Source organism: Spirosoma fluviale (genome assembly GCF_900230225.1).
Lineage (GTDB): Bacteria > Bacteroidota > Bacteroidia > Cytophagales > Spirosomataceae > Spirosoma > Spirosoma fluviale.
In genome coordinates, this window is record NZ_OCNH01000006.1 from 305227 (window position 1) to 311418 (window position 6192).

At 54.8% G+C, this 6192-nt stretch carries 3 protein-coding genes; 1 reads left to right on the forward strand and 2 read right to left on the reverse strand.

The genetic code is table 11. From position 1 onward, the window contains the following. Window positions 1–5 precede the first annotated feature (5 nt). Complete coding sequence (locus CRO74_RS26280) at window positions 6–722, forward strand: hypothetical protein (RefSeq protein ID WP_097130415.1); 717 nt, start codon at window positions 6–8, stop codon at window positions 720–722. Here the strand turns inward: CRO74_RS26280 and CRO74_RS26285 are convergent, their stop codons facing one another. Both CRO74_RS26285 and CRO74_RS26290 read right to left on the reverse strand, forming a co-directional pair. Next, a complete protein-coding gene (locus tag CRO74_RS26285) occupies window positions 723–2024 on the reverse strand; it encodes a hypothetical protein (protein WP_097130417.1) in 1302 nt (433 codons plus the stop codon). 4 nt (window positions 2025–2028) lie between these two features. Next, a partial coding sequence (locus CRO74_RS26290) for a beta strand repeat-containing protein (protein WP_144035984.1) occupies window positions 2029–6192 on the reverse strand: 4164 nt, incomplete at its 5' end.

The window sequence follows — 6192 nt, forward strand, 5'->3', positions numbered from 1 at the left end:
TCAACATGAAAAAACTTTTTCTGCTTTCCGGACTCCTCGGCTCGAGCCTGGCTGGTCTGGCGCAACAGACTATTTTCAGCGTTCCATCGTCCGACATTGTGCCCAAACATAAAATCATGGCGCAGCAGCAGGTCGATATTAACGGCGAACAGATGCGGTTCTCAACAACGGTCGACTATGGTCTGGGCCGCGACTGGGAGGTTGGTGTAAACCTGTACAATGTCGACTACCAGCGGCAGGAGCGTACCTGGCTACGCAACGACACGACCATTCAGGTGCCCTACGCCCCCCTGCTGCTGATCAACGCCCAGCGTACCTTTAACCTGACCGACGCGTTGCACATCGGGCTGGGTGGACAAACGGGCCTCAACCTGTTTCCAACCGGGCAGCGCAGTTCCTGGGAAGGCTGGGGCTATGCCAACCTGGGTGCGGGCCTGCATGATGATCACTACCAGGTAGTCGTTGGTGGATATGCTGGCAACCGGCGTTACCTGGCCGAAGGGTCGACGGTGGGTGGGCATATGGGGTTCGATGCGGGGGTATGGTATCAGAAAGTACACTTTCTGGGCGACTGGGCCACCGGTACGCACGAGTACGGGCAACTGGTGCTGGGCGTAGAGGTCTATCTACAGGAGCATTTGCCTCTGGCCCTTGGCTGGCGCCGGTCCAATCAGGATGGTAATCAGGGCGTTGTTGTCCAGCTGACCTACACGCCCAGGTGATCATTGGGGTACTGGAAACCCTTTTGTCTTTTCGGTAAATACATTCACCAGCCCCGTTACCGTGTCATAACTGAATGCATCGGCACCCGATACGGTAACGTGGGCAATGGGGCCTCCCGTTATGAGCAGGCTTATGTCGCGAAAGCGGGTAACGTCCGGCACGGCGCTCAGGTCGACCCGGACGGTCAGTGTATTTCCATTCAGGGATTGGGTTCTTTGGGCCAGTCGTTTCACTTCCCGGTATTCGAGTTGTTCGGTCATGCCTACAAACCAGACTCGGTCGGCGGCAATGGAGTCCGCATAATTAAAGAAATTACTCATTTCCGGGTAGGTGCCCGTGTGCGTACCGAGCCGCATGCCCAGATGTTTGTTGGCATTGCTTTTGGCCAGTAAATCCACGAACTGGGCCTTGAGGGTATTGATGACATTGGGTGTCCACGAGTCCTGAAAATTGCGGGTGTACTGTATAAAACCGGCGTTATTGAATTTACTGTAGCCGGTAACGGGCAGTGTTTCTTCCTGAGCAAAGTTACCGCCATTGTTGGCGGTGTTCAGATCGAAAAAACGCGGAAATCCCTCGTAGCCATCAAGGGCGTTTGTTGAGGTCGATCCCAGGTATTTGAGTGAATCGGCTCCTCTGGTGAAACCGGCGTAGTTGGTTGGCACAACGACGCACCGCATCAGGTACTCGACATCCTGGCTCTTTAGCTTGGCGTACGTAAACTTCTGATTCTCGGCAATGTTCCAGCCCGCCTGAGAAAAGGTAGGGCCGGAAAGCGGGTAGAAGTTATTGGTTGTGGCAAGCTCGTGGTAGTAGCCGTGGTTCATGACTCCCCATTTCCCAACCTTAACCATCGTGGCTACCTGCTGCGTCGTTAGTCTTCCCGTTACACCCCAGAAGTCCATATTGTTGAAGTTAGACCGCGCATTGGCCACTGCGGAGCCCCGCCAATTGACTTTGTTGCCACAGCCATCCGTAAACGTTTTGCCCGGATAGGTTCGTCCGTCCGGCGTTGTCCCGCCGTTGAAGAAAATATAGTCAGTCCAGGTGCCGGAGAGCAAATCGTCCCGTTCGTACTGGAACCAGGCTTGCTTATTGTACTTGAGAGCGGCAAATGTGGCAGATGGGGAGGTTGGAGCGGATGCGTAAGTGACGGTAATAGTAACGGTATTGGACGCTACTCCCGCTACGGTGCTCCGTCCATAACGGCTACCTGATACACTAAACAAACCTCTTATCGATTGGGCTTGCCCCTGGCTAAAAGTAGCCAGGAGCAAGAACAGGATAATGAATTTTTTCATACGGTTAAAGGGGGACACTGGATTCGCGAATTACGCAGGTGGTAAACGGAGATATAGTTCCCGAAACATACTTATTGGAAACGGTAATTCGGCCATTGGCGTCGGGCTGAACGTTGAAATAAGTGACCAGAGCCCTGTTTGGCGTAAATTCACTTCCCCCGCCAACACCGGAATTAAAGCCTGCGTTGATCGTTTTAACCACCCCGTTTATGGTATAGCTCACCGTGGCGTTACTGGCTATGGTGGTGGCACTCAAAAAGTACAACTGATAATATTTGCCTGGTGTGAGTCCATTAATGCTGTATCGGCCGCCAGCCAGATTGGAAGAGGATACCTGCCAGGCTGATTGCATGATTGTTTGTGGGTAAATGCTTCCCGCCGTGGCGATAAAACTACTGGCTGTCGCCTGGGTATAGGGGCTTTCCAGGGTTACAAAAACTGTCGAACTAACCCCGCTTTCTGTCAGAAGCATGCCCGACGTGTATGAGTTGGGCGTCGTTAACTGAGCGGCCGTTGGCTTGATCTGGTTCCAGCCCGCTGTGGCAACACCGGAGGTTGCGCCCTGGAAGGCCAGCCTGAAGGTCCGTTCAGCAACAAAGGCCGCCGTCGTCGTTGCTGAAGCCGTTGGACTCGTGGTCGATGTGATGTAGCCCGAAGCCGTTGCCGATACGTCAACAAAGTAGGTCGTCAGGGTTGTTAGCCCCGTAATTGTTGTGCTCGTAGTCGAAGTAGTAACCGTGGTCGCCGAGGTCATACTGCTGTTGGTAGCGTAACGCACCGAATAGCTGGTAGCATTGGGAGAGGCCGTCCACGAAACATTGATGGCCGATCCGCCCAGGGCCGTTGCCACCACATTGGTGGGGGGTGTCAGAATACCAATCGTTCTTGCCGAAGCCGTTGCACTGGTGGCCGATGTAACAAAGCCCGAAGCACTGGCCGATACGTCGACAAAGTAGGTCGTTCCGGGCAATAGTTCCGTAAGTGTAAAGCTATTGGTGGTACTGGTTACCGTAGTGGCCGAACTCATCGAACTTGTAAGCGCGTAGCGGATCGAATAACTGGTGGCACTGGTAGAGGCTGCCCACGAAATGGCAATCGCTGAAGTGCTCAGGGGCGATGCCACCACATTGGTGGGCGTAGCCAGTGTTACGGGAGCATCACTGGTGCGTGCGGTAGCCGAAGCAGGTGCCGATGAGGTAAAGCCCGAAGCCGTTGCCGACACGTCAATAAAGTAAGTCGTTGATGCTCTCAAGCCCGTTAGTGTCGTGCTAGTGGCGGTCGTGGTTACGGTCGTGGCCGAGGTCATGCTGCTGTTCGTCGCGTAACGGATTGAGTAACCGGTGGCGTTGGCCGGGGCCGTCCACGACACGGCAATAGTTGAGGTACTTTGTGGGGTTGCTACCATGTTGTCGGGTGCCGCCAGCGTTACCGGCGCATCATTGGTTCTCGCCGAAGCCGTTGCACTGGTGGTCGATGTAACAAAGCCCGACGCACTGGCCGATACGTCGATAAAGTAGGTCGTTGCTGGCGTTAATCCCGTTAGGGTTGCGTTGGTGGTGGAGGTGGTTATGGTGGTCGCTGAACTCATCGAACTCGTGAGCGCGTAGCGGATCGAATAACTGGTAGCGTTGGCCGAGGCCGTCCAGGAAACGGCAATCGTTGAGGCACTCTGTGGCGTTGCCACGACATTGGTGGGTGCCGCCAGCGTTGGGGTCGTCGCGCCGGTTGTTGCCGTAACGACGGCGCTGGGTACCGATGAGATAAAGCCAGAGGCACTGGCCAACACATCAATAAAGTAAGTCGTTACCGGACTTAATCCCATCAAGGTTGCGCTGGTGGTGTTGGTGGTTACGGTGGTGGCTGAGGTCATACTGCTGTTCGTAGCATAACGGACCGAGTAACCGGTGGCATTGGCTGATGCCGTCCACGACACGGCAATGGTTGAGGTACTTTGTGGGGTTGCCACCACGTTGGTGGGTGCGGTCAGCGTTGGAGTAATCGCACTGGTCGTTGCCGTGACGACGGGGCTGGGCGCTGAAGGCATAAATTCAGAAGCACTGGCCGACACGTCAATGAAGTAGGTCGTTACCGGTGTTAAGCCTGTCAGCGTAATGTTATTGGTAGCACTGGTAACCGTGGTCGCCGAGGTCATACTGCTATTGGTGGCGTAGCGAACCGAGTAACTGGTGGCATTTAGTGAGCCCGTCCAGGAAACTGCAATCGCTGATTCGCTCGTTGCCGATGCCACGATGTTTGTCGGTGTTGCCAGCGTTGGTACGGGTGCATTCGTGGTTGCCGTGGCGATGGAGCTGGTAGCCGATTGCGTGAAGCCGGAAGCCGTTGCCGACACATCAATAAAGTAAGATGTTGCCGGACTTAACCCCGTCAGGGTCGTACTGGTGGCCGATGTTGTTATACTGGTGGCCGAGGTCATACTACTGTTCGTAGCATAACGGACCGAGTAACCGGTGGCATTGGCCGGAGCCGTCCACGAAATGGCAATCGTCGAGGTAGTGAGTGGCGTTGCTACCACGTTGGTGGGTGGATCGAGCGTTGGCTGAACGGTTGAAATGGTCGCCGAAACGGTGCCGTAACCGGATGGAGACGTGTTGGAGCCGCCCGACGCCTTTATTCGGAAATAATAGGTTACGCCTGCCGTTAGCCCGGTTGCCGTGAAGCTGGTACCGGATAGTACAGACAGCAGAGCCAGATTGTCTGTAAAGCTGGAATTCGTCGCCGACTCTAGCGTATATGAAGTCGCATTGGTCGACGCTGGCCAGGAAAGCACAATAGACGAATTACTGGAAATAGATGCGGTAAGTGTTGGTGTCGATATGGTGAATGTGCCTGAACTAATGGCGATCTGCTGCTGCAATTGACTGACTAAGGCAGACAGGCTGGCTACCTGGGCCATAGCCACGGATAGCTGTGTCTGTAAGGTAGTGACACTAGCTGCGTTGCTGGTAATACCAGCTGTGTTTGCTGCAACGGTAGTTGATAAATTGGCGATGTTCGCGTTTGCCTGATTGACGGCGGTCGTGTTATTCGCCAGGGCGGTCGTGTTGGCCGCTATATTGGTATTGACCTGATTAAAGGCCGATGTAATGGCGGCATTGGTAAGCGGGTTGGTCGAAGTTGGACTCAGGGCATTGTCAATCGTTGTCGGACTGCCAGTGCCACCCCCGTTCGGAATCGTTACGGTAAGTGAATTTCCGTTGCTGGTGACCACTGCATTGACGAAGGTAATGGCGCGAACGCTGTCTTTGATCGCCAATCGAACCTGCGAGAGATCCGGTTTATTATTCCAGGCTTCTTTTTCTGTATCCGTGACAAACCTGTATAAGCTGGTTTGGGTAATGCGGGTAGCATCGAAGGCACTTATCCAGCCCGGATTTGTGTAGGATCCCGTCGTTTTAACAATATTGGCACTTAGGCGGGCATCGTCAACCGGACCTGATAGGGTGGCGGTGGCTGCCGTCACCTGCGTTTGTAAGGCGCTTAAACTGGCCGCATTCGTAGCGATACCAATGGTGTTCGTCGCAATATTGGTGTTGGCCAAATTGATGGCCGCTGTATTGGTAGCCGTGGCCGCTGTATTGGCCGCAATGCTAGCATTGGCCTGATTGATGGTTGCCGTATTTGTCGCAATGTTGGCATTAGCCTGATTAATGGCTTCCGTATTGGTGGCGATGCTAGCGTTGGCCTGACTGATGGCTGCCGAGTTAGTGGCCACGTTGGCATTGGTCTGGTTGATGGCTTTGGCAACAGCGGCATTGGCAATGGCGTTGGGCGATGCCGTGCTCAGGACAGTATCGACCGGCATGGAAGTTCCGCCACCGGCGGGAATGGTGACGGTCGTGGAGGTGCCGGAGCTGGTGACGGCGGCATTGACGAAGGTGTAAGTGCGGGTGCTGTCTTTGATGGCTAGTTTAACCTGCGCCAGATCGGGTTTCTGGTTCCAGGTCTCCTTCTCGGCCTCGGAGACAAAGCGGTGGAGGCTGGTCTGGGTGATGCGGGTGGGATCCAGGGCGCTGATCCAGGCGGGGTTGGTGTAGGAACCGGTGGTTTTGACCACGTTTTCGCTTAAGCGGGCATCGTCGATGGGCCCCGTCTGGACAGCGGTGATGGCAGTAACGGCAGTCAGTTGGGTTTGCAGGGCACTTAGGCT

Excerpts from the sequence above, each read along its gene's own strand:
- CRO74_RS26280 (WP_097130415.1), top strand. The coding sequence starts at position 6 with ATGAAAAAACTTTTTCTGCTTTCCGGACTCCTCGGCTCGAGCCTGGCT.
- CRO74_RS26285 (WP_097130417.1), bottom strand. The coding sequence starts at position 2,024 with ATGAAAAAATTCATTATCCTGTTCTTGCTCCTGGCTACTTTTAGCCAG.